Source organism: Chryseobacterium sp. CG10_8 (genome assembly GCF_058117085.1).
In genome coordinates, this window is sequence record NZ_JBYVEB010000058.1 from 1 (window position 1) to 21,029 (window position 21,029).

The 21,029-nt window shown below is 35.8% G+C and carries 21 protein-coding genes; 11 read left to right on the forward strand and 10 right to left on the reverse strand.

The window, feature by feature from the left end:
* From AC4AGG_RS10215 to recR, 5 genes are all read right to left on the reverse strand, one after another.
* Positions 1-1,027, reverse strand: a 1,027-nt coding sequence (locus AC4AGG_RS10215) for a WaaS/CpsH family glycosyltransferase (RefSeq protein WP_489771896.1), incomplete at its 3' end; no start/stop codon positions are given.
* Entirely contained in the window at positions 1,024-2,154 is a 1,131-nt protein-coding gene (locus AC4AGG_RS10220) for an NAD-dependent epimerase/dehydratase family protein (RefSeq protein WP_489771897.1), read from the reverse strand. The genes AC4AGG_RS10220 and AC4AGG_RS10215, both read right to left, overlap by 4 nt.
* Positions 2,155-2,158: 4 nt before the next feature.
* A complete protein-coding gene (locus AC4AGG_RS10225) occupies positions 2,159-2,956 on the reverse strand; it encodes a glycosyltransferase family 2 protein (protein WP_489771898.1) in 798 nt (265 codons plus the stop codon).
* On the reverse strand, positions 2,953-4,044 hold the full coding sequence (locus tag AC4AGG_RS10230) for a hypothetical protein (protein WP_489771899.1): 1,092 nt from the start codon (positions 4,042-4,044) through the stop codon (positions 2,953-2,955). Before AC4AGG_RS10230 ends, AC4AGG_RS10225 begins: the two co-directional genes overlap by 4 nt.
* A gap of 233 nt (positions 4,045-4,277) precedes the next feature.
* Positions 4,278-4,889: a recombination mediator RecR gene (gene recR, locus AC4AGG_RS10235; protein WP_489771900.1), complete on the reverse strand. Its 612-nt coding sequence runs from the start codon at positions 4,887-4,889 to the stop codon at positions 4,278-4,280.
* A 117-nt stretch (positions 4,890-5,006) separates the two neighbouring features.
* Here recR and AC4AGG_RS10240 point away from each other — a divergent pair, with 117 nt between their 5' ends.
* From AC4AGG_RS10240 to AC4AGG_RS10250, 3 genes are all read left to right on the forward strand, one after another.
* A complete protein-coding gene (locus AC4AGG_RS10240) occupies positions 5,007-5,612 on the forward strand; it encodes an LURP-one-related/scramblase family protein (protein WP_489771901.1) in 606 nt (201 codons plus the stop codon).
* Positions 5,613-5,626: 14 nt separating this feature from the next.
* Positions 5,627-6,103, forward strand: a complete 477-nt coding sequence (locus AC4AGG_RS10245) for a hypothetical protein (protein WP_489771902.1) — start codon at positions 5,627-5,629, stop codon at positions 6,101-6,103.
* Positions 6,104-6,184: 81 nt separating this feature from the next.
* Entirely contained in the window at positions 6,185-7,624 is a 1,440-nt protein-coding gene (locus AC4AGG_RS10250; RefSeq protein WP_489771903.1) for an aminoacyl-histidine dipeptidase, read from the forward strand.
* A gap of 77 nt (positions 7,625-7,701) precedes the next feature.
* On the opposite strand, the gene AC4AGG_RS10255 is transcribed toward AC4AGG_RS10250, so the two are convergent.
* Positions 7,702-8,271: a tetratricopeptide repeat protein gene (locus tag AC4AGG_RS10255; protein ID WP_489771904.1), complete on the reverse strand. Its 570-nt coding sequence runs from the start codon at positions 8,269-8,271 to the stop codon at positions 7,702-7,704.
* Between the two features lie 86 nt (positions 8,272-8,357).
* Complete coding sequence (locus AC4AGG_RS10260) at positions 8,358-8,849, reverse strand: dihydrofolate reductase (protein ID WP_489771905.1); 492 nt, start codon at positions 8,847-8,849, stop codon at positions 8,358-8,360.
* A gap of 80 nt (positions 8,850-8,929) precedes the next feature.
* Between AC4AGG_RS10260 and AC4AGG_RS10265 the strand changes: the two genes are divergently transcribed.
* The 5 genes from AC4AGG_RS10265 to AC4AGG_RS10285 all read left to right on the forward strand — a co-directional run bounded on the left by AC4AGG_RS10265 (position 8,930) and on the right by AC4AGG_RS10285 (position 13,255).
* Positions 8,930-9,538 (forward strand): LemA family protein, encoded by a 609-nt coding sequence (locus tag AC4AGG_RS10265; RefSeq protein ID WP_489771906.1) that lies wholly within the window; start codon positions 8,930-8,932, stop codon positions 9,536-9,538.
* Complete coding sequence (locus AC4AGG_RS10270; RefSeq protein WP_489771916.1) at positions 9,535-9,966, forward strand: TPM domain-containing protein; 432 nt, start codon at positions 9,535-9,537, stop codon at positions 9,964-9,966. The genes AC4AGG_RS10265 and AC4AGG_RS10270 overlap by 4 nt, the downstream gene beginning before the upstream one ends.
* Positions 9,947-10,753 (forward strand): TPM domain-containing protein, encoded by an 807-nt coding sequence (locus tag AC4AGG_RS10275; RefSeq protein WP_489771907.1) that lies wholly within the window; start codon positions 9,947-9,949, stop codon positions 10,751-10,753. Before AC4AGG_RS10270 ends, AC4AGG_RS10275 begins: the two co-directional genes overlap by 20 nt.
* Positions 10,754-10,866: 113 nt before the next feature.
* Complete coding sequence (locus tag AC4AGG_RS10280; RefSeq protein ID WP_489771908.1) at positions 10,867-11,388, forward strand: NAD(P)H-dependent oxidoreductase; 522 nt, start codon at positions 10,867-10,869, stop codon at positions 11,386-11,388.
* A 1-nt stretch (position 11,389) separates the two neighbouring features.
* On the forward strand, positions 11,390-13,255 hold the full coding sequence (locus AC4AGG_RS10285; RefSeq protein WP_489771909.1) for a monovalent cation:proton antiporter-2 (CPA2) family protein: 1,866 nt from the start codon (positions 11,390-11,392) through the stop codon (positions 13,253-13,255).
* Here the strand turns inward: AC4AGG_RS10285 and AC4AGG_RS10290 are convergent.
* The gene (locus AC4AGG_RS10290; protein ID WP_489771910.1) at positions 13,248-14,030 is read right to left on the reverse strand and encodes a head GIN domain-containing protein; all 783 of its coding nucleotides are present in this window, start codon (positions 14,028-14,030) and stop codon (positions 13,248-13,250) included. The genes AC4AGG_RS10285 and AC4AGG_RS10290 overlap by 8 nt on opposite strands.
* A gap of 77 nt (positions 14,031-14,107) precedes the next feature.
* Between AC4AGG_RS10290 and AC4AGG_RS10295 the strand changes: the two genes are divergently transcribed.
* The gene (locus AC4AGG_RS10295) at positions 14,108-16,252 is read left to right on the forward strand and encodes a M3 family metallopeptidase (RefSeq protein WP_489771911.1); all 2,145 of its coding nucleotides are present in this window, start codon (positions 14,108-14,110) and stop codon (positions 16,250-16,252) included.
* A gap of 61 nt (positions 16,253-16,313) precedes the next feature.
* On the opposite strand, the gene AC4AGG_RS10300 is transcribed toward AC4AGG_RS10295, so the two are convergent.
* Together AC4AGG_RS10300 and AC4AGG_RS10305 are read right to left on the reverse strand one after the other, a co-directional pair.
* Positions 16,314-18,452: a carbohydrate-binding domain-containing protein gene (locus AC4AGG_RS10300; RefSeq protein WP_489771912.1), complete on the reverse strand. Its 2,139-nt coding sequence runs from the start codon at positions 18,450-18,452 to the stop codon at positions 16,314-16,316.
* Entirely contained in the window at positions 18,449-18,946 is a 498-nt protein-coding gene (locus AC4AGG_RS10305; RefSeq protein ID WP_489771913.1) for a T9SS type A sorting domain-containing protein, read from the reverse strand. Before AC4AGG_RS10305 ends, AC4AGG_RS10300 begins: the two co-directional genes overlap by 4 nt.
* A gap of 134 nt (positions 18,947-19,080) precedes the next feature.
* On the opposite strand from AC4AGG_RS10305, the gene AC4AGG_RS10310 reads away from it, so the two are divergent.
* The gene (locus tag AC4AGG_RS10310; RefSeq protein ID WP_489771914.1) at positions 19,081-20,181 is read left to right on the forward strand and encodes a sensor histidine kinase; all 1,101 of its coding nucleotides are present in this window, start codon (positions 19,081-19,083) and stop codon (positions 20,179-20,181) included.
* 6 nt (positions 20,182-20,187) lie between these two features.
* Positions 20,188-20,859, forward strand: a complete 672-nt coding sequence (locus AC4AGG_RS10315; protein WP_489771915.1) for a LytR/AlgR family response regulator transcription factor — start codon at positions 20,188-20,190, stop codon at positions 20,857-20,859.
* Positions 20,860-21,029: the final 170 nt, after the last annotated feature.

Here is a 21,029-nt window from a genome sequence, read left to right on the forward strand (position 1 = left end):
TTTTTTTCATCCAATAATCATCTTGATGTTGAAGAAAAATGCATTCAACCCAAGATTGCAAGGACATTTTATTCATGACTTCATCTGGTAAATCAATAAAATCAGATTTAAAAAATTCTCTATCAATGATAGGTTCTTTTCTGTCAACCACCATTATATTTTGGACATGATAAAAGGGTAATTTAAGAATCTCTTGATTGGTGGTAATCAGTTTGGTTTTAGATGCTAACACTTCAAAAGATCTCATTGTAAGACCATACTGAAATGGTTTATGTATATCGATGATCGCAATTGATTTTTGATAATAACTGATAAGTTCCGAATGAGATAATGATTTGAAACTTGCTTTCGAAACATCTATTCCTTCAGAGGTTTTATCAAGAATTGATTTCATTTTCAGTGCAAACCAACTAGGAGCATAATAATAAAAAAAACTCCTTAATTGAAGATTATCTAGGGCCTTCCTAATTCGCTCCCCAAATAAAAAACGATCAGTATGCGCACTCCCAATAAAAACGGCATCATACTTTTTCGAGGAGATACTCTTTGAAAAATTTTTATTCAAATATTCATCAATATAAAAGAGCGGTCGAAAATGGACTTGATAGTCTTGTGCATCTCTTCTATCGAAAGTAAAACTATGATCAAAGAAATTAAAATACTCTTTAAAATAAGGATATTCTATTACCGAATCAAAAGTGTAATAGATCATTTTCATGTTTGGATAATCTCTCTTGATTTGATTAAGGAAAAACTGTGGAGTAGCTTCGCCTTTTATCAACAGGAAAAAATCATACGATTTATTCCTAATTTTACTCAGAATATCCCTATAATACTGATCAATTTTAAATTGATAAAACTTTCTATATAGTCTTACTAGTCCTTTTGCTATAACAGAATTAGACGGCCTATCATCAAAAAAATCAACATTACCACCTAGCTCTTCAATTTTTTCAACAATGTGCTGTTCGTAATTGAAGAACTTAACAGAAATTATCAATATATTTTTACCATGAAGTCCCATCATTTAAGCATTCCCTTGGAAACCAATTCTTGGATAGATTTTTCGAACTGGTTATCCTGCACTTTCTGATTCATAACCCAACTCGCATATCGGTTGATACCATCTTCAAAGGAAATTTTAGGTTCAAAATTCAGTTTATTTTTAATTTTGGAAATATCTGCAAAGTTATGCCGAATATCCCCGATCCTAAATTGCCCCGAAATAAACAATTCGGAAGTACCTCCATAAAAACTTCGTAGAACTTTTGCAACCTCAAGAACATCTGTAGCCACACCTGTTCCGACATTAAAAATCTCGTAACTAGCACTATCAGATTCAATACAATTAATAGTCGCTACGATCGCATCATCAATGTATACAAAATCACGAGATTCTTTACCGTCTTCAAAGATGTTAATTGGATTATTATTAAGAATCTGCGCCGAAAATATCGAAAGAATCCCTGTGTAAGGATTTAATAACGATTGTCCTGCACCATAAATATTTTGATATCTAATTGAAACTGGAATGATCCCAATTGCAGGACAAACCGTCATGACCATTTGCTCTTGATTTTGCTTGGTAATTCCGTAGATGGAGGACGGATGCACTTTAGAATCTTCATCCGTAGAAAGAGGTATCATTACTTGTTGATCTTGAAATTTAACTTCAAAATCTCCCGTTGACATATCCGATACTTTTCTTGGATTTGGGTAGACTACACCCAATTCGGGATGAAGATATTTGCCCTCCCCATATAAGGCTCTAGAAGAAGCAATAATAACTTTTGATACATGATGAGTTTCATTCATTAACACCTCAAGCATTACCGCAGTACCTAAAACATTGATTTCATTGTAGTGCTTTATTTTGTACATAGATTGACCAGTACCCGTTTCTGCCGCAAGATGAACAATGACATCTTGATTCTTAATAACCTTCAACCAATCTTCTCGTGATGTAACGTCTCCTCTAAAAAAATCTACTATCCCCTTAATATTATTGTACATTGGTGAATCTTGATTAGGATTAACACCATGAATCTGTGCGGATAAGTTATCTAAAACGGTGACATGGTACCCTTTTTTTACAAGTTCCGTTGCCAAATTACTGCCAATAAATCCGGCTCCACCGGTAATTAAAATATTCATTAAACTATCCTAAAGATTGATAAAAAAAGTGCCTTGTACGCAAAAATAGATATTTTCCTCTATAAAAAAACTGTAATATTTTTAATTGAAAAATATTTATGTATCCTAATTGATACATTTCCAAAATATTTTTGAGAAAACCTCGATGCATTTCCAATAGATTGGCAGATAATCCCTTTACTCCAAAACTTCTCTTGCCATCACCAAGAATAACTAAATTTTCATCAAGAATATACATCGTATGTTGCCTAGAAATTTTCATCCAATAGTTAACATCTTCAGCATATCGCTGATTGGGGTCAAAAAGATCTGTATCCTCCAAAATTTCCCTCTTAAAAATAACCGTCGAGGGCTGCGTTTCGTTCCTGACTAAAAGTTTATTAAAAGTAATCTTTGCCAACCCATTTTTAACTACATATGGAAACATAATATTGCCCCGTCCCCTTCGACAAGCTAAAAAATCAATATTTTCTTTCTGAAGAATATCTAATTGTCGAATGGTCTTCTCTGGCAACCATTCGTCATCTGAATCCAAAAAAGCGATATAATCACCCTTTGCAACTTTCAAACCCGCATTTCTCGCTGAAGAAACGCCTTTGTTCTCTTGAGAGATCAAACGAATTTCAAACTCCGGATTATTTTTTATGAAACTTTGGACAATTTCCACGCTATTATCCACACTACCATCATTGATGAGAATCAACTGAAAATCGGTCTGACTCCAAGTTTGCCTTTTAACAGACTCTAAGGCAGCTACAATCGTCTGTTCTGAATTGTAAAAAGGAACAATTACGCTTATCATCTGTTCAATTTTAATTTGCAGAAAGAAAGTCCAATCCCAAAAATAACAAAAGGCATCGACATATTAAAAAAACTGAGATCGAACTCGGATTCCATGACGCACCTTTGCCACCCAAAATTAATAAGAGCTATTACAAAAGTGATTGCCACAGTCAAAAACAATAGAAGTCCGCTTGAAAACACAATAGTAACAAATCTCTTTGATTTAAATGACAATACAACAGACAACAAAACAAATCCAATACTTATAAGTAAGGGTTGTTTTGCACCTTGAATCAAAAAAGGATTATACCTAATGACTTGCTGAAAGCTTTCCGCATTTATAAAAAACAAAATGATTAGTGCTAACATCACAACCGAAGAAGCTCCTAAAAAGAATACTTTATTTCTAACTGAAAAGCTCCAAAAAGCCTTTGTTACAGAAACAACAATGGGAATAATTACGGAAAGCCTTGTTAATAAAAGCAATCCAGTAGCCACACCAAGCCAAGCGCTATTTCCAAGCTTCTTATTTTTTATGAAATGGAGATAGACAAAGTAAGTATATCCTAAAGCAATAATAAAATTTGACATTAGATCGCTCTTGACGTACACTTCCCACCAATAAGACGGAGAAATCACCAAAATGAGCAAAACAAAAAAACGCTGTCTATAATTAGTAAATAACTTGTAGATCAGCCAAACCAATAAAACTAAAACGAATGATTGTAAGTACCCCACATCTCCAAACAGTAAATAGAATGGTAACCCCATCAAAATCAAAACTGACAAATTAGATGATGTCCTTCCCATGCTATCCAAAATTGAATAAGGATATTTGTTATCCAAAAGCGCCCTGATCCCTATTTCCATAGCGTCAGCTCTATCAACATTAATTTGACTCATATCAATTTTCCAATTAAGGAAAATATTTCCAATAAAGGAAACTGCTACCAAGCTCCAAAATAAAAATTTCTCCCAGTCCGACTTTTGCAAAATTCTTTTCCAGAAAAACAAAACTAGTCCAAAAACAGCAATAAAATAAAAAAATGAAATAAGAAGTGAATAAGTTGGAAGTCTCTCACCTGCATATTTATAAATAAACATCATATTTACAAATAAAAACATGATTAAGGAAACAAAAAAAATAACACCGTATTTCTTGTTCTGGTTAATTGATAGCATTTGACAAAATTAGGACAAATAATAAAAATAAGTTTATTCGATCTTTTCAAAACAAGAAATTAGCAATCAGCACTCCTAATCATCCATATTTTGGACTAATTGAAACCTACGGCAACTATATTATTACCAGAATAATACGTAGACCTTAACCTCAAATATTAACTTTTTTCGTCGTAAGCAACTCGATTAAGAATAGATCTTCCCAATGAAATTTCATCAGCATATTCTAACTCATCTCCTACTGAAATTCCCCTTGCAATGCTCGTGAATTTCACTTCAAAATTTTTGAATTTTTTATAGATATAATATGCTGTGGTATCCCCTTCCATGGTAGCGCTGAGCGCAAAAATAACTTCAGAAACCTCACCTTCGGAAATCTTTCTCTCAATTGCTGAAATATTAAGCTGACCAGGACCAACTCCTTCCATCGGAGAAATTTTTCCTCCAAGAACCAAATATTTTCCTTGATACTTTCCTGTATTCTCAATAGCCATCACATCCCTAACATCTTCTACGATACAAAGAAGCTCGTCATTACGTTTCTCACTAGAGCAAATTTCGCATACTTCTAAATCAGAAAAATTATAACAACTTTTACAGTAATTAACGTTCTGGACCAGATCAATAATTGCATTTCCAAGAGAAACACCATAAGATTCGTGCTGCTTCAAAAGATGCAAGGAAAGACGCAAAGCAGATTTCCTACCAATTCCTGGAAGACCAGAAATCTCCTCAACAGCTTTGGCTAAAACTTTACTCGGATATTCCATCTCACAAATATAATGATTTGATATAACCTCCAATACTAAAAAATCAAAACTAGACTTTAACAAATGTAAACATGAGTCTTGTTTATTTTTTTATACTTTTGAAAAAAAACTTAAAAGATGGTACTAAAAAATCTTAATTATCCACTAGATTTCAAATTCCGAATCACAACGCTTTCGAGTGATTTCAATATTACTGATCGTAATGGAAACTACGTTGCTTATGTGAGACAAAAAATGTTTCGTCTTAAGGAGGACGTTATTGTATTTGATAATCAAAACAAAACCAAAGAACTTTTCCGGATCAAAGCCAATCAATGGATTGACTTCAATGCTTCCTACTCTATGACCAACTTATTTGATGGCAAAAACTATGGAAGACTCGCTAGAAAAGGGATGCGTTCCCTTTGGAAGGCTCATTATGAAATTTTGGACGAAGACAATAAAAGCAAATTCAGTATATCGGAAGATAATGCATGGACCAAATTTCTTGATGGTTTTATCGGGGAACTTCCTGTTATTGGAATGTTCACAGGCTATTTTCTCAATCCCTCTTACAGCGTGAAAGACCATTCTGGGAAGACTTATTTCCGGCTGAAGAAACTTCCATCTTTCTTTGGAAGAAGATTTCAGCTAGACAGACTTATCGATATAGATGATGAGGACGAAAGTTTGGTTGTACTTTCTCTATTGATGATGGTATTATTAGAAAGAGCTAGAGGTTAACTAATTTCAAAAGAATGAAAAAAATAATAATATGCACCGCAATAGCGATTTTAGCGGTAAGTTGTAAAAAAAACCAAACAGAAAAAACCGAAAATCAAGACTCAATATCAGTTGTCCAAGATTCTTCATCTATCAAAAATACAATGCAAGTATCTACTTTCGCTTTACCAGCGGAAATCAATGACTGCTCCTGCTTTTTTGCTAAAAATGAAGAAGACCTCAAAAATAAGCAATATGTTTACGCCGATGATTATGGCAATAACGCTTATCTCAAAATAGATGACCAAATGGTAAAACTTCCAATGGAAGAGGGCGACTTTGACCCACTGGATTTGAGTAAAGTAATTAATAACGAGAATTACACAGTAACGATAACGGTCAAAAAAATAAGAAAAGAAAAGGGACTCACCATATTCTCTGGAGAAATGAAGGTTGAAAGCAAGGATGGAAAATCCACGACCACTTCTATTGTTGGCCAATGCAGTTGCTAAAATAATCACCACAAAACAATCATGCTTTCCTCATCTAGGAAAGCATTTTTTATTTGTAAATTTGAGCAAAATAAAAATCTTATGAATCTTTCACAACTCGAACCACAAATCGTTTGGAAAAATTTCGAAGCTCTCAATGCGGTTCCTCGACCTTCTAAAAAAGAAGAAAAAGTCATTGAATTTATTAAAAACTTTGGCGAAAAATTAGGTTTGGAAACTACCGTTGACGAAGTTGGTAATGTCATTATCAAAAAGCCTGCTACTTCAGGTATGGAAGACCGCAAATCTATAGTCTTGCAATCGCATTTGGACATGGTTTGTCAGAAAAACAATGATGTCCAATTTGATTTCGACACCCAAGGAATCGAAATGGAAGTGGATGGAGATTGGGTAAGAGCAAAAGGTACTACTTTAGGAGCTGACAATGGTCTGGGAGTGGCAACCATCATGAGTGTTTTGGAAAGCAATGATATTCCGCATCCTGCATTAGAAGCTTTATTTACCATTGATGAAGAAACGGGTATGACTGGTGCAATTGGTCTTAAACCTGGGCAACTTCACGGAGAAATTTTGCTTAACCTTGACACCGAAGAAGATGATGAAATTGACATAGGTTGCGCAGGAGGAATTGACGTTACTGCCTCTCAAAATTACCAACTTGAAGAATCAAAAGGCGAATTCATTAAAATCGAAATCAAAGGTTTGCAAGGCGGACACTCTGGAATGGACATCATCAAAGGTCTAGGAAACGCTAATGTAATTTTAGGAAGATTTTTATATTCAGGGATAGAAAATCACATTCAGTTAATTTCGATCGATGGCGGTGGACTAAGAAATGCGATTCCTCGTGAAGCTGTTGCCGTTTTCTCAGTTGATAATGTGCAAAACTATATTACTAAAGTCAATCACTTGAAAAAAGAGATTCTAGAAGAATTTGAAACTTTAGAAAAAGATTTAACGATCAATATCGAGTCAAGCACATCTGAAAACAAAGCCCTTTCTGAAAGTGATTCAAAAAAAATCATTCAAGCTTTGAAATCTGCTCACAACGGAGTTTACCGCTTGAGTCCTGATGTCAAAGATTTGGTGGAGACTTCTAATAACATTGCGAGAGTCGAGCTCAAGGATGGAGGCTTGAAGATACTAAATCTATCTCGTTCTTCTGTAGAATCAACAAAAATGGATGTTGCGGAACAATTACAAGCTACCTTTGAATTAGCTGGAATGGAAGTGGTATTCTCTGGTTCCTATCCAGGTTGGAAACCAAAACCAGGCTCCGAAATCGTTAGAATCATGGAAAGAATCTATGAAGAAAAATTCAGTTCTAAGCCTCACGTCGTGGCTTGTCATGCTGGGCTAGAATGCGGAATTATTGGCGCTAATTATCCTGAGATGGAAATGGTAAGTTTTGGACCAACTATCAGAGGAGCTCATTCTCCTGACGAAAGAGCCAATATTGCTTCCCTTCAAAAGTTCTGGACTTTCTTCCAAGAAATTTTAAAAGAAATTCCGAAGAAATAAATTCAAAATAATTGAAATAAAAAAATCCCGAAAAATTTCGGGATTTTTGGTTTTATATTGAGCTCGATTCTTAATCATTAGAAGAACTTACCTCGTTGTCTCATATTAGGATTATGCATATGTTTTTGCATAGAAGGCATCTTTAACTGGTCTTTCATCATCTTAATCTGGTCAGTCATCAGTCCAGCAGAATCCAATTTTTTAGCTTCTTCCAAAAGCCTTTGTCCTTCTTGTTTCCTACCTTTAGAAATTGCAACTGCAGCCAAATTCAAGGTTGCCATCGCTCTATCTTGCTTCATATTAAGACCATATTCCAAGGCTTTCTTCATATTAGCCTCCATTTTAGCGGGATTATCTTGAGCATAAGTTAATCCTAAAAGATAATGGAAATATCCGTATTGTGATTTATGCAACTGAGATTTATAGTCAGTAATCTTATGCAACCATTCTGCTGCTTTAGGAACATTTTGTTTTCTAAACTGCCAAAAAGCAAGTAGAATAAGTTCGTTCTTGAAATATAAAAAAATCGGAAATGCAGAAAGCAAAAAGACTACAATTCCCCATCCCAAACTTCTAGTAAAAAACATCATGTAAATGCCTAATCCAATCAGTAATGCGGCAAAAACGAGTTTAATATTTTTGTTCATTGTTTAATAAAATTTTTGAGTGGCAAAGATACTGCTTTTTGTTGGAAGAAAAAGGATAGAATTCTTTGCAAGATGAATCATGTTGCTTACTCTGACTTTCTTCTATAGGTCTGAAAACAAAAATCAAACGCATTATTCTCATCCTTTTCGTGACAGTCTTCGGTTACTTTCTCCCATACTTTTTCATCAATCACGGGAAAAAAAGTATCAGCTTCTTGCGTAGAATCAACTCTGGTAACAATCAGTTCATCCGCAATGTCCAAAGTCTGCTGATATATATTACCTCCACCAATAATAAAAATCTGTTCGTCGATTTTTCTCGCAAATTTAATTGCCTCTTTGATACTTCCAACGATAAGAATCCCTTCTTCGAACCAATTATCTTTACGAGAAATCACAATATTGGTACGATTAGGCAATGGCTTCCCAATACTTTCATACGTTTTTCTTCCCATCACTATTGGATGCCCGGAAGTTATTTTCTTAAAGTGTTGAAGATCTTTAGGAAGATGCCAAAGCAATTGATTTTCTTTACCAATTCCTCTTTCGTTGTTCATCGCAACAATTATGGTAGTCATGTAATTATAATTTGTGCAAAATTACTATAATAATTGTATATTTGACTTTATCTCGAAAATAACAAACATAATTATAAACTATGAAAAATAGAGGATGCCTTAGCGCAGGAACACTAGGAATTGGCTTTATTGCAATTATCGCAATTCTTTTATTATGGGGAATACCCAAATACAATAGCTTCGTAAGCCTTGATGAACAAGTATCCACCAAATGGAGTAACGTTGAAACAGTTTATCAAAAACGAGCCAACCTTATCCCTAATTTGGAAAGAACCGTGAAGTCTTATTCTAAATTCGAACAAGAAACATTGACCAAAGTTGTAGAAGCACGTGCAAAAGCAACTTCCGTTAATATTGACCCAGCCAATATGACCGAAGCAGACATGGCAAAATTCCAAGCTGCACAAGGAGAATTAAGTGGAGCATTAGGACGATTAATGATGGTTGTTGAAAAATATCCAGATCTGAAAGCTGACCAACAATACATCAATTTCCAAAGAGAATATACTGCTATCGAAAACAGCATTAGAACAGAAACCGTATACTTCAATGAGGCGGTACAAACTTATAATGAAGCGATTAGAAAAGTTCCTGGAAATATTATTGCGAACTTTACTAACTTCCATGTAAAACCAAAATTCCAAGCAGAAGCAGGTGCACAAAAAGCTCCAGAGGTCTTCACCGAATAATGGAAAAATACTTAAATAACCAACAAATGGCTTCCCTCGTGGAAGCCATAAAAACAGCAGAAAGTCATTCCTCAGGAGAGATTAGAGTTCATATTGACTCCAATACAGAATCTCAGAATGCGGAGATGGCTTTTCGGGTTTTTAAAAAACTTTGCATGAATCAAACTGCGGAACGTAACGCAGTGCTTTTCCATGTCAATTTCGAACAAAAATATCTGACCATTATTGGCGACGAAGGAATACACCAAAAAGTTAAGCAAGTTTTTTGGGATCAACTTCATGATTATATTACATCGGAGTTTGTGAAAGGTCGTTATTTTGAAGGACTACAAAGTGCAATACTGCGAACAGGAATCGAACTTAAAAAACATTTTCCCATCACTGGTGAAAATCCAAACGAATTATCTGATGAGATTACCTTCTCTTAAAATATTAACTGTTTTATTTTTTCTTGTATGCGGATGGATTTCCGCTCAATACACGATTCCTGAAAAACCTCGTGTTCTTTATCCTGTTTACGATGAAGTGGGACTTTTGACAGAAGCAGAAAGACAGTCCATCAACAACGAATTAATCAAATTCGAAGACTCTACTTCAACAGAAATAGAAGTCATCATCATTCCTTCAACCAAAGGAGAAGATATCAACTACCTCGCAACCATGTTTGGAGAAAAATGGGGAATTGGAAAAAAAGAAAAAGATAACGGTGTTGTATTTCTCATTGCAACTGAGGATAGAACCATGTCGATCCAGCAAGGCCGTAATGTAGAACAATATCTGACCGCTTCTTCGGCTGGACAAGTCCTTGATTACATTGTAAAACCCCACTTCAAAAACGGAGATTATTACGAAGGAATACGTCGAGGAACAGCAGCTATTATGGACGCTGTACAAGGAAAATTCAAACCCGAAGAATCACAAGATGAAGGAGGCCCGAGACTTTTCGAAATACTTCTCATTGCATTTATTGTGTTCATTATTTTAAGTTTTATTTTTAAGAATAACAATCGTGGCGGAGGCAATTATGATGACGACGACGATGTAATTATATCAAGAAGAGGACGAAACAAATATCCTGGTGGCTTCATATTTTTCCCTGGTGGCTTTGGAGGTGGAGGTTCCAGTGGAGGTGGTTTTGGAGGCGGCGGTGGCGGCTTTGGAGGTTTCGGCGGTGGCGGAAGCTTTGGTGGCGGCGGCGCTTCTGGAGATTGGTAGGTGAGATTTAGATTGAAATTTTATATCAAATCAGTAGTTTGTACTACTGATTTTTTTTTGCACTTACTTTTATTTCGTCTTTCTTTTAATTATATTTGAAAAAATGAAGGCAAATGAAAAAAACGCTGGTGTTATTTGCACATCCTTATTTGGAACAATCCAAATCCAACATAGAGTTAATTAACTTCTATGTAAGACATCAGCATTATACCTTTCGCGACTTATACGAAGAATATCCTGACTTACACATTCCAGCATTCCGAGAAAGAAAACGATTAGCCGGATACGAAAGAATCATTTTTCATTTTCCTTTAATCTGGTTCGGAATTCCTCCTTTATTAAAATTATGGATTGATGAAGTCTTTGACATCAAATGGATGTTCGGGAAAGAAGAAAATCCACTGAAAGGAATGGAAGCCGTCATACTCGTGACCGCAGGAGGAAAGGAAGAACAATTTGGAAGAGATGGAAAGTATTTCTACTCAATCGAGGAAATGATTTCTGGACTTATCGCCACACTACGAGTCAACGATATTATTTTGAAAGAACCTCTCTTCATCTACAATGCAGAAAATCTTTCCAAAAAAGAAATTATTAATCACAAACACGATTTTCAAAATATATTAAATAGCTGAAATGGGTGAAAATTTTGCCATGACCATGTTAGTTTTCTTAGGAGCAGCCATTATCATGGTTCCTCTGGTTAGAAAATTGGGTTTCAGCTCGATTATCGGTTACATTTTAGGAGGAATTATCATTGGTCCTTTTGTGCTAAAGCTAACAGGAAATAAAGAAAGTGATATCATGCACGCTACTGAATTGGGCGTCGTAATGATGCTCTTTCTGGTGGGCTTAGAGCTAGAGCCGCGAAAGTTTTGGGCGATGAGAAAGAAAATTCTTGGTTTAGGGTTATCACAAATCTTGCTAACTACTTTTCTGCTATTCATTATTTTTTATTTTGCAGATTGGTCGAGCGACCATGCTTTTGCCATCGCTTTGTGTTTTTCTTTGTCTTCAACCGCCATTGTTTTGCAGATTTTACAAGAGAAAAATATTTTCAATACGGCAGCTGGCGAAGCCTCGTTTTCTAATCTCTTGTTTCAAGATATTGCCTTTATCCCAATTATCGCCATCCTTCCTTTTATTGCTGGATATCACCCTCCAAAATCAGAAACAGCAGCAACCTTGCTTATCCAAAAACTTCCGGAATGGATGCAAAGTTTTTCGGTATTATTTGGAGTTGCCTTACTTATTTTTTTGGGAAGGTATGTTTTTGTCCCGTTTTTGCGGTACGTGTCAAAATCCAATATGAGCGAATTGCTCACCGCTTCTGCCCTATTTTTGGTTTTAGGGGTTTCCGAATTAATGAATGCTGTAGGACTTAGCCCCGCCTTAGGAGCCTTTATTGCTGGAGTAATGCTTGCCAACAGCGAATTTCAACATGAAATGGAAGCTCAAATTGACCCTTTCAAAGGTTTGCTTCTTGCGGTTTTCTTTGTGAGCGTAGGCGCTAGTATCAATTTTCCAGTTATTGCGGATGACCCGATATTTATTTTCAGTACTGTCATTGTCGTGATGTTGGTCAAATTCTTAGTACTTTTTGCAATCGGCAAATTTTTCAAATTAAGTAATGACCAAAACCTGCTTTATTCATTTGGATTATCACAGATTGGAGAATTTGCGTTTGTTCTAATTAATTATTCGACAAAGCTTTATCTATTTGAACCTCAACTTGCCGAACAAATGATGGCAGTGGTTGCCATAACAATGATGATTACGCCATTTTTGATGTTGTTAAACGAAAGAGTAATCGCACCCAATTTTAATATCAAAATGGAAGAAGACAACGAGCTTACACTCCCTGATTATCTTCAGCCAAGAAAAATCATTATTATAGGATTCGGACATTTTGGAAGTACTGTTGGTCGGCTTTTAAGAGCTAATAAAGTTCGAGCAACAGTTCTTGACCATGATTCGGACAGGGTAAAACTTTTGAGAAGTTTTGGATTCAAAGTATATTACGGAGACGCTACACGTGTACAAGTGTTAAGGACCGCAGGTGCTGACAAAGCAGAAATCCTTGTACTATGTTTGGACAATCCCGATGACAACAGATATATCGTTGGTTTGGTGAAAGAAAATTTTCCTCACTTGAAGATATTTGTGCGAGCAAAAAATAGAATGGACGCTTATCATTACCTCAACCACGACATCGATAATATATACCGCGAAACACTCGGAACAGCTGTTAATATGGCTGTTGACGTATTGCAAGCAACAGGTATGCGGAAATATGCGGCACGCAGAATCGGTAAAAGATTCATGATGATTGATAAAGCATCTGTCCGAAAATTAGCAAAAGAGAAGACAACAGAAGGATTAAAATTCTCCACTTTGGAATCTCTCAAAAATGAATCCGAATTATTAGCACTAGACAGCCTTTCCTTTCAAGAGGGAAATTGGGCTTTTGACGATGAAATCGAAGACGAAAAACCTAGTTAATCGTCACATCTCCACCACTGCTTGTACTGTATTTGATATTATCGAAGTTTTTAGTTTTGATATTAATTGTCCCTCCCGATGAAGCATCTGCATTAGCTTTTGTCTGGATATCAATTTCAATGCTTGCCCCACTGGATGCTTCCAAATTAGCATCATCTGCCATCAATTGAGCCCCATTAAAACTCGCTCCAGAACTCGTTTCGACTTTTGCATTTTGAGTTTTACCAGAAATTTTTACCAATCCTCCTGATGACAAAGAAGAAGCGATAGATTCCGCATTGATATTGCCCTCAAAACTACCTGCACTAGAAGCATCAATGGATACTTTTTGACCATCAAAATCACCATCCACACTTCCAGAAGAAGACACACTAATATCCAAATCCTTTACAACAAAAGTTGTATTTGAAACGATACTTCCAGCTGAATTGGTATCTAGCTGAGAAAAATCTTTGACATAGATTTTGGCTTCAATATGATGGTCCGAGCTAAAATTAACTCCATTCTTTATTGTTAATTCTAATTGTCCATTATTTAGATTAACTTCAACATCTGGCATTACAATGGATGGCGCACTTACTACAACTTTCTCTTCATCTGCCTGAATCAACTCTGCGGAAATCCCTCTCGCCACCTTTATCTTATCAAAATCTCCAGTAACTTCCTTCGTCACTGTTTCTCCTGTCACTTCCTTATTTCCTCCAAATGGAAAAATGTCTTTCTTGTCGCAAGATGTAACTAAAGCCAGGGCCAAAATAAAAAAAATGTTCTTCATAATATGAGTTCTAAAAGTTTGTTTTTCTTCAAATTTAAAAAAATAATATCTTTATACCTTATAAATAATTTCAAACAATGAAAAACCTCACCAAGATAGCACTTGTCTCGACCATTGCTATCGCAACAGGATGTACCACTATGAAGACGACCAACGAACCAGCTACTGAATTACCAGCTATCACGCCCGAACTCGCGGACAATCCGCTAATAAGAAGAAGTCCTCTACAATACCAAGCTCCGCAATTTGATAAAATCAAAGACAGTGATTTCAAACCTGCCTTCGAATTCGGGTTGAAGCAACACCTATTCGAAATCGATATGATTGCTGACAACAAAGACAAGCCAACCTTCGAAAATACTATTGTTGCTCTTGAAAAAAGTGGCGAAGTTCTCAAAAGAGCTCAAATTATCTTTTATAATTTAACAAGTTCTAACACCAACCCCGAACTTCAAAAAATCGAAGAAGAATACGCTCCTATTTTTGCAGCTCATGCCGATAAAATTTCTCTTAACGACAAATTATGGCAAAGAATCAAAGCGATTGACGGTAGCAATTTGAAAGGTGAGGACAAGAGATTACTAGAATTTTACAAACAAAATTTTGAAATCGCTGGAGCCGACCTATCTCAACAAAACAAAGAAAAATTGAAAGTAATTAATCAAGAATTGGCAACGCTTTCTACTCAGTACTCCAACAAGCTTTTGGAAGCAAGAAAAAAAGGAGCATTGATTATCGATGATGTTAAAGAATTAGATGGACTTTCAGCCAACGAAATTGCAGCAACAAAAACAGATGCTAAAAATGCCAATCTGGAAGGCAAATATCTTTTGAGCCTATTGAACACGACTCAGCAACCGCTTTTGCAAAACCTTAAAAATAGGGCAACGAGAGAAAAACTTTTCAAAGCTTCTTGGTATAGAGCAGAACAAGGTGATGCTAATGACACTCGTGCTACTTTGGAGAAACAGGCTCTATTAAGGTTACAAAAAGCTCAACTGCAAGGAAAAAAATCTTTCGCAGAGTGGAAGCTTCAAGACCAAATGGCAAAAACACCAGAAAACGCGCTTAACCTTCTTTCTCAATTGGCAAAACCAGCAGTGCAGACAGCAAAAAGAGAAAGTGATGAAATTCAGAATTTGATTAATGACCAAAAAGGAGGTTTTAATGTTGAACCTTGGGACTGGAATTTCTACTCTGAGCAAGTGAGAAAAGCAAAATACGACCTTGACGAAAACGAAATCAAACCTTACTTCGAGGTAAAAACCGTTTTGGAAAACGGAGTCTTTTTTGCAGCAGAAAAATTCTATGGAATTACCTTCAAAAAAAGAACTGATTTGCCAGTATATCATCCAGATGTAGTGGCTTATGAAATCTTTGATAGAGACGGAAAATCAATGGCTTTATTTTATCTAGATTTCTACACTAGAGATAATAAAAACGGAGGCGCTTGGATGAATAATCTCGTTGAGCAATCACACTTACTAGGAACAAAACCTGTGATTGTTAATGTATTCAACTATCAGAAACCAGCTCCTGGAAAACCTTCTCTTATTTCTTATGATGATGTTTCTACGATGTTTCATGAGTTTGGACATACGCTTCATGGATTATTTGCCAATCAAAAATATCCTTCTCTTTCTGGAACCAACACACCAAGAGACTTTGTAGAATTCCCTTCTCAGATTAATGAATTTTTTGCTTTAGAGCCATCTGTTCTTAAAAACTACGCCCTTCATTATCAAACAAAACAGCCAATGCCGCAATCTTTAGTTGATAAAATTAAAAAGGCATCTGCTTTTAATCAAGGATACTCTACTTCCGAATTGGTTTCTGCAGCGACATTGGATATGGCTTGGCATTCTGTTACTAATGAAAACCAATTGAAGCCCACTTTGGAATTTGAAAAAAATGTACTTAACAAATACGGATTCACTTTACCGCAAGTTCCGCCAAGATATCACTCTCCTTATTTCGCACACATTTGGGGAGGTGGATACTCTGCAGGTTATTATGCGTACATGTGGAGCGATATGCTTAACGCATCAGCTTGGGATTGGATTGTGAATCACGGTGGAATGACGAGAGCAAATGGAGACCGTTTCCGAGAATATATTTTATCAGTAGGAAATTCAATGGATCTTAACGAGGCATTTAGAAATTTCACTGGAAGCGATCCAGAAATTACACCTCTTTTGAAAAGCAAAGGATTTATAAAATAATTTTAAAATCAAAAAAAACGCTCCGAAATTCGGAGCGTTTTTGCATTAATCAACTAAGAATTTAGTTAACTGTAGTCAACATCGAACTAACTGTAAAAGTTGTTATGGTCCCGCCTGTATATGTTGCACCTGTATAATATCCATTATTATTGGTTCCTCCACTGATGGTTCCACCTCTCAAAATGGTGTATGTTCCGTTTACAAATGCTGGGTCTGTAAATAATAATGTTACCGAATTAGAACTTCCTGTACCGTAATAAGATGGCACTTTATACATCAAAATAGTTGTACCCGCAGAGTTTTTAATATGAACGCTATTTCCAGCGGTAGTTGTCACCTTCAAAGAACGTTGGGTAGATGTAGATGTAGTTGGATTGCTTGTTGCACCACCCGTTCCAACGATAATACCATTGGTAATTGTGAATGTATTTTGGTCACAGTCAAATCCTTCTTCAGGAGTCCTTGCACCGTTAGAAATCGTTAGACCTCCGTTGATGGTTAATGTCCCATTACTATCGATACCATCGTTATTTTTAGCATAGGCATAAGTAGTGCCTCCATTGATTACAATTGCAGCAGTTGCATTAATACAATCATCCCAAGTTGAAATATTGGTTACCCCACCATTGATAGTAAGAGTAGCCTTACTTTCCAGACCTTCTCCTCCATCAGAAGTTTGAGTACAATTGATGGTAACAGTCCCTGAGTTCAGAGTAAGATTACCTTCAGCTTTCACTGCTTTTGGATTGGCATAATCTGCAGAGTTTCCAGAACCTGAAACAAGGAATCTAATTCCTGAGGTCGTAACATTTAAAGTTAATAAGGAATTTGCAGCATTCAAATTTCCAATTGTTAAAGTGCCATCTGCCGACACTCCTTTTCCTCCAGTCCCTGTACTTGTCAATGTCAAATTACCTGCTAAAATCTCAATATTAACATCACTTTTGATACAAGAAGCAGTATAAGAATCAGTAACTCCCAATTCATTAACATAGACCGCACCATTTCCTGCTGTTGAGATATTTATGGTTCCCCCGTTAATAATCACGTTTCCATCAGCAGAAATTCCTTTTCCACCATCAGCTGTTGAAGCCAAAGTCAAGTTAAGCGTACCGCCATTAACTGTTACAACTGCATTTGACTTAATCGCTGTTGAATAAGAAGGGTCGTAACCTACACCCGTTGAAGCAGCTTCTAAAACTGCAGCTCCAGAAAGATTTGCCGTAATACTTCCACCTGAAATAGTCACATTACCATCTGCGCTAATTCCCTTAGATTGAGCTCCTGTTAACGTTAAACTTAAAGTACCTCCAGCAATATCAATGGTTGAAGCACCAGTTTTAATAGCTTTAACATCAGCTGAAGCCAAGGTTGCTGTATAGGATCCACCAGAAATTGCAATTGCAGAAGCTCCAGCATCAATTCCGTCACCTGTTGGAGTCACCGTCACTGTACCAGCTGTCATTGTAAATCCCTCTGAATGAAAGGCATCAGATGTTGAAGAAGGAACTGTAATTACTCCATTATTCACAGTAATTCCAAAACTTGAATAGATTGCATGTTTTTTAACACCTGTCACTGATAAACTTCCGGTTCCATTGAAAATTAATGCGCCATCAGATTGTAACGTACCATTTTTCGCACTTGACGAGCCATCTGTCAATGTATTAGTGGTGCCACTTTGTGCTGTAAATGTATGAGTCTGCGCTCCTGTTAGAAAGATAGCTGCTCCAGACGCATTGGTCAAATTAAGATTATTCATTACAAAATTAGCAGGTTGGTCGGAGCTCATCGTCAAACTACCTACTGCGCTCGTTCCTAATAAATTATATTCCAGGTTTGCAATACCGCTCGTTGCTGTTACGTTGACCGTTCCTGAAGAGGCTGTAATACTAACACCAGAACTTGCATAAGGGTTAATAATTGTAGCATTATCTGTTCCGTTCCAAATAATATATATTTTATTTTGAGTGACCGTTGTAGTACTAAAAGTAAAACTATCAATATAAGTCTTCTGGATATCTAAAGTTGAAGTACTTCCTGTAATATTGAATTTAGAATAAGTGGTATCAAATGTAATATTAGACACATTAGCTGTTGGTACCGTGTACATAACATTCCCTGAATTGTTCACCACGATAGATTGAGCAAATGAAAATTGCGCAACTATCAACATCATTATAAAAATTATCTTTCTCATTTCTTAATCAATTTAAAGGATTCACTATTAGCTACAACAAGGTAAACACCAGTCTTCAAAGCAGACACATCAATTCTCTCTTCGGATTTTGCAGTAAAGGACTTCACCACTTGCCCGCTCATATTAAATATTTTCACCTTCAAATCACCATTATCTGGGGATTTGATAGCAAAAAACTCAGTAGCTGGATTAGGATATACAATCCAGTTTTTGTTATTAGCACTTACGTTTTCAACCGCCAAAATAGAGTTGTCCAATGTGATTTTCTGGATAATTGTCATTGGGATACTGGTTGCTGTAGTTGAAGAGTCAAGCTGTATCATCAGATTGCTTCCAGAAAAATAAAGCTGTCCTGTAGATTGTACCGCAAAATTTTGCGTTGTTCCGTCGTAATAAGTAACCTTCAACCCTGCTTGGGAAAATCCAAAAACAGAGAAAAGTAGAGCTAACAAGAAATAGATTTTCTTACTACTCCAAAGTGTTTTTTTATTCATAATAATCTAATTTTAAAGCGAAATTAAATTGCTATTGATATATTTAAAAACAAATGAGGTAAACGATATTTTTGTGTCGGTTAACCCATTTTCGAGTTCCTAAACAATTACTATTTTTGGACATAATTAATTTCATGAAAAAAATTCTCATCCATACTCTCCTAATTGTCTTGTTATTAGCAATACCTGTCGTGTCTTCACCAGATTTCGATGGAAGTCTTTCGCTATTTAAAATAACTCCATTTCTAAGAGAGTTTTTCCTATACTTATTTGGAATCATTTTCTTTTACCTCAACCTTTTTATTTTCCTACCCAAACTCTACAACAAGAAAAAATATGTGGTTTTTGCTGCGATGGTTATCGCTTGTTATGCAGGAGTCGTCTACTTCACCAATTTAGCTGCTACTACTTTTGGTTCTTCTACTATGGGACCAAGTATGCCTCCTATAAGTAACAACACTCCTCCAAATACTACCCAACCTCAGAACGTGGCAAATGTTTCACCTCAACTAACTAATCAACCTGGCCCACCAAGGCAACCATTCAACGAGAGTGTGGTAAAAAAAATGAGTACCGCACTTATCCCGTTTTTGTTTGCATTCCTGAGCTCGTTCTTTATTTATCGATCTCAAAAGCAAAAAGAATTAGAACAAGCTAAAGCCAAAGCTGACTTACTCAACCTCAAATATCAACTTCAACCCCATTTTCTTTTTAATATCCTTAACAGCATTTATTCTCTGACATTAATGAATTCTGAAGATGCACCTGAGGGAATTTTGAAATTATCCAACGTCATGCGCTATGTCGTACAAGAAAGTGGTGCGGATTGGGTTTTGTTGGAAAAAGAAATAGACTATCTCAAAGACTACATTTCGCTTCAATTGATTAGGACAGATGAAAGTTTGGACTTTTCTTACACGGAAATTGGAAGCCCAAAAGGTTTGAAAATAGCACCTTTGATTTTGGTCAATTTCATTGAAAATGCCTTTAAATATGGTTTTAATGCAGAAGAAAAATCAAAAATATCAGTAGATATTTTTATCGAAGATAAGCGACTTATTTTCAAAGTTTTTAATAATATTGTGAATAATTCTGTCTCTGATAAAAAGTCTTTGGGTGTTGGTATCAAAAATACAGTGGAACGATTAAAGCAAATCTATCCCGATAAGCATTTGATTAACCTCCATAACGACGGTAAAACCTTTTTAGCCGAAGTCGAATTACAACTTACTTAAAAAAACATGATAAAAGCCATTGCTCTTGATGATGAAATTCTTGCTCTGAAAATCATCGAAAATTACGCCTCCAAAGTTGAAAACTTGACTTTGGAAAAAACTTTCAATACAGTTGGAGATGCACAGAAATACATCAACAAATTTCCTGTTGACCTCATCTTTTTGGACATTGAGATGCCTTCCAAGAATGGTTTAGAATTTTATAAAAGTATCTCTCAGAATACCAAAGTTATTTTTACAACCGCCTATGCGGAATATGCCGTAGACGCCTTCGAGGTTAACGCCGTTGATTATTTGGTGAAACCATTTTCTCTAGACCGCTTCAAATCGGCAATAGGGAAAGTAAAAATTGCTGATGCAACAGACGACACAAGACAATTGAGCATTAGAGCGGATTACAAACTTCATCTTATCAACTATGATGATATCCAACTAATTGAAGGATTGGATGACTATGTCCAAATCCACCTTAAAACAGGAAGTAAAATCACAGCTCGCTCCTCCATGAAAGCTGTTCTTGAAAAACTTTCGGACAAAGAATTCATTCGCGTACATCGTTCTTATATAGCACCGATTAAGGACATCAAAACGATTGTCAACAAGAATATCCATATTGATGATTTCATTATTCCGATTGGGGACACCTATAAAGAAGAAATTCAGAAGATCGTTGGGTAAACGTAAATTATTCTACAAAAAATCGGAGCATATATCATTCACTCCTTGAAAATATACAAGATCAAAAATTAGATATTTTTTTTCTTAAATTTTCGGTTTCTGATGTCAACGGCACGTTTTCTCAAACAAAGAAGCTTATCAAAAAGTAAATTTCAAAAATAAATAAAACT

Excerpts from the sequence above, each read along its gene's own strand:
- AC4AGG_RS10220 (WP_489771897.1), bottom strand. The coding sequence starts at position 2,154 with ATGAATATTTTAATTACCGGTGGAGCCGGATTTATTGGCAGTAATTTG.
- AC4AGG_RS10225 (WP_489771898.1), bottom strand. The coding sequence starts at position 2,956 with ATGATAAGCGTAATTGTTCCTTTTTACAATTCAGAACAGACGATTGTA.
- AC4AGG_RS10230 (WP_489771899.1), bottom strand. The coding sequence starts at position 4,044 with ATGATGTTTATTTATAAATATGCAGGTGAGAGACTTCCAACTTATTCA.
- recR (WP_489771900.1), bottom strand. The coding sequence starts at position 4,889 with ATGGAATATCCGAGTAAAGTTTTAGCCAAAGCTGTTGAGGAGATTTCT.
- AC4AGG_RS10240 (WP_489771901.1), top strand. The coding sequence starts at position 5,007 with ATGGTACTAAAAAATCTTAATTATCCACTAGATTTCAAATTCCGAATC.
- AC4AGG_RS10245 (WP_489771902.1), top strand. The coding sequence starts at position 5,627 with ATGAAAAAAATAATAATATGCACCGCAATAGCGATTTTAGCGGTAAGT.
- AC4AGG_RS10250 (WP_489771903.1), top strand. The coding sequence starts at position 6,185 with ATGAATCTTTCACAACTCGAACCACAAATCGTTTGGAAAAATTTCGAA.
- AC4AGG_RS10255 (WP_489771904.1), bottom strand. The coding sequence starts at position 8,271 with ATGAACAAAAATATTAAACTCGTTTTTGCCGCATTACTGATTGGATTA.
- AC4AGG_RS10260 (WP_489771905.1), bottom strand. The coding sequence starts at position 8,849 with ATGACTACCATAATTGTTGCGATGAACAACGAAAGAGGAATTGGTAAA.
- AC4AGG_RS10265 (WP_489771906.1), top strand. The coding sequence starts at position 8,930 with ATGAAAAATAGAGGATGCCTTAGCGCAGGAACACTAGGAATTGGCTTT.
- AC4AGG_RS10275 (WP_489771907.1), top strand. The coding sequence starts at position 9,947 with ATGAGATTACCTTCTCTTAAAATATTAACTGTTTTATTTTTTCTTGTA.
- AC4AGG_RS10280 (WP_489771908.1), top strand. The coding sequence starts at position 10,867 with ATGAAAAAAACGCTGGTGTTATTTGCACATCCTTATTTGGAACAATCC.
- AC4AGG_RS10285 (WP_489771909.1), top strand. The coding sequence starts at position 11,390 with ATGGGTGAAAATTTTGCCATGACCATGTTAGTTTTCTTAGGAGCAGCC.
- AC4AGG_RS10290 (WP_489771910.1), bottom strand. The coding sequence starts at position 14,030 with ATGAAGAACATTTTTTTTATTTTGGCCCTGGCTTTAGTTACATCTTGC.
- AC4AGG_RS10295 (WP_489771911.1), top strand. The coding sequence starts at position 14,108 with ATGAAAAACCTCACCAAGATAGCACTTGTCTCGACCATTGCTATCGCA.
- AC4AGG_RS10300 (WP_489771912.1), bottom strand. The coding sequence starts at position 18,452 with ATGAGAAAGATAATTTTTATAATGATGTTGATAGTTGCGCAATTTTCA.
- AC4AGG_RS10305 (WP_489771913.1), bottom strand. The coding sequence starts at position 18,946 with ATGAATAAAAAAACACTTTGGAGTAGTAAGAAAATCTATTTCTTGTTA.
- AC4AGG_RS10310 (WP_489771914.1), top strand. The coding sequence starts at position 19,081 with ATGAAAAAAATTCTCATCCATACTCTCCTAATTGTCTTGTTATTAGCA.
- AC4AGG_RS10315 (WP_489771915.1), top strand. The coding sequence starts at position 20,188 with ATGATAAAAGCCATTGCTCTTGATGATGAAATTCTTGCTCTGAAAATC.